The sequence below is a fragment of the Moorena sp. SIO3I6 genome, assembly GCF_010672095.1.
Genome location: NZ_JAAHHU010001233.1, coordinates 1 through 1,519, shown reverse-complemented (window position 1 = coordinate 1,519; position 1,519 = coordinate 1). Strand labels below are relative to the sequence as shown.

The 1,519-nt window shown below is 48.8% G+C and carries 4 protein-coding genes; 1 reads left to right on the top strand and 3 read right to left on the bottom strand.

The window, feature by feature from the left end; translation table 11 throughout:
- Positions 1-569: YcaO-like family protein (locus F6K49_RS48025; protein WP_293109676.1), on the top strand; the 569-nt coding region annotated here is incomplete at its 5' end.
- A 17-nt stretch (positions 570-586) separates the two neighbouring features.
- On the opposite strand, the gene F6K49_RS48020 is transcribed toward F6K49_RS48025, so the two are convergent.
- The 3 genes from F6K49_RS48020 to F6K49_RS48010 all read right to left on the bottom strand — a co-directional run.
- Positions 587-865 (bottom strand): hypothetical protein, encoded by a 279-nt coding sequence (locus tag F6K49_RS48020; RefSeq protein ID WP_293109674.1) that lies wholly within the window; start codon positions 863-865, stop codon positions 587-589.
- The gene (locus F6K49_RS48015) at positions 840-1,292 is read right to left on the bottom strand and encodes a helix-turn-helix domain-containing protein (protein WP_293109672.1); all 453 of its coding nucleotides are present in this window, start codon (positions 1,290-1,292) and stop codon (positions 840-842) included. The genes F6K49_RS48020 and F6K49_RS48015 overlap by 26 nt, the downstream gene beginning before the upstream one ends.
- A 37-nt stretch (positions 1,293-1,329) precedes the next feature.
- A partial coding sequence (locus F6K49_RS48010) for a hypothetical protein (protein WP_293109670.1) occupies positions 1,330-1,519 on the bottom strand: 190 nt, incomplete at its 5' end.

Genomic DNA, 1,519 nt, shown 5'->3' with positions numbered 1-1,519 from the left:
TTCGCAAACGTGACTTGTGGGTGCTGGATATTACCAGTGATTTAGGCATTCCGGCCTTTGCTGCCGTGTCAGCCCGCACCGATCAGGAACAAGAAGGGATTATTGCCGGGTTTGGTGCCCATCTCGATCCTCGGATTGCTATTTTACGGGCAGTTACAGAAATGAACCAACTGGGATTTTATGTGGATGACGTGGAACCCAGTGAAACCGGGTCTTGGGAAGAATGGAATAAGCATAATCTAAACCGCAAAGACCATCCCTACATGGTTCCCAATCCTGACATTCCCCTCAAGCTTTACAGTGACTATGCTCAACAGTGGAGTGATGATATTTATGAGGATGTCATGACCTGTGTCAACATTGCCCAGTCCGCAGGCATGGAAACCCTAGTTCTAGACCAAACCCGCCCGGATATTGGCTTAAATGTAGTCAAAGTGATAGTACCAGGGATGCGCCATTTTTGGGCAAGATTCGCCCCCGGTCGGTTGTATGATGTCCCCGTTAAGTTAGGCTTGTTCGCGGAACCCTTAAGGGAAGATCAACTTAATCAGATCCCGATGATTTTGTAGGAATGGGGAATTAAGAATTAAGAATTTAGAATTAAGAATTGGGAGTCGGGAATCGGGAGTCGGGAATCGGGAGTCGGGAATCGGGAGTCGGGAATCGGGAATCGGGAATCGGGAATCGGGAACAGGGAAACAATCTTGTTTACCTTATTACTATCAGAACCGATAATTACCCTTAATACAAATCTCCCCATCTCTCCATCTCCCCACACTTCCCACACCTCCCACACTCCCGATTCCCGACTCCCGACTCCCGACTCCCGACTCCCGAACTCAGCTAGTAGCGGGGAAACTGCCACCAATGAAGTGAATATCACTGAAGGTTTCGATCCACAGACGAGCGCCACAATCGAGGGGATGATCGGGATTATAGACAATCTTACAAGGACCGAGGATTTCGACTTCGTTGCCGTAGAGATTGGTGCCCTTTCGTTTTACTGAAATCACTGGCTTCCGCTCTTGAGGGCTTTTCTTCATATTCGAGCCAATGTGATTGCGGTTGACATTAATCTTCGCTAAAGCCGGGGGACGACTGGTACGCCATTTGCCCTTCGGTCCACGGGACCCTTTGGTAATTTGTGGCAAATGGTTGAACAGAGGAATAATCCAGAATTTCCCACTTTTATAAGCACCCCTGACCCTACCCTTCTCTAGGAGTTGGCGCAATCGCCGAGACGAAATTCCTAACAGAGATGCGGCTTCAGTAGTTCCAACACACTTGTTCATCAGTGGACTCCCCTTTAACTATTCCGATAATACTAGTTTAATGGAAAAAAAGAGAATTGACAATTTTGGGGAATCGGGAATCGGGAATCGGGAATCGGGAATCGGGAATAGACGGAAGAGTTTGGGATACGGTCGTGGATGCGTTCGCGTAGCGTGGCCTACGGCCAATCGCGTAGCGGCTCCAAAGAAGCATCCCGTAGCGTGACCCAAAGGCCAAGGTCAATCCA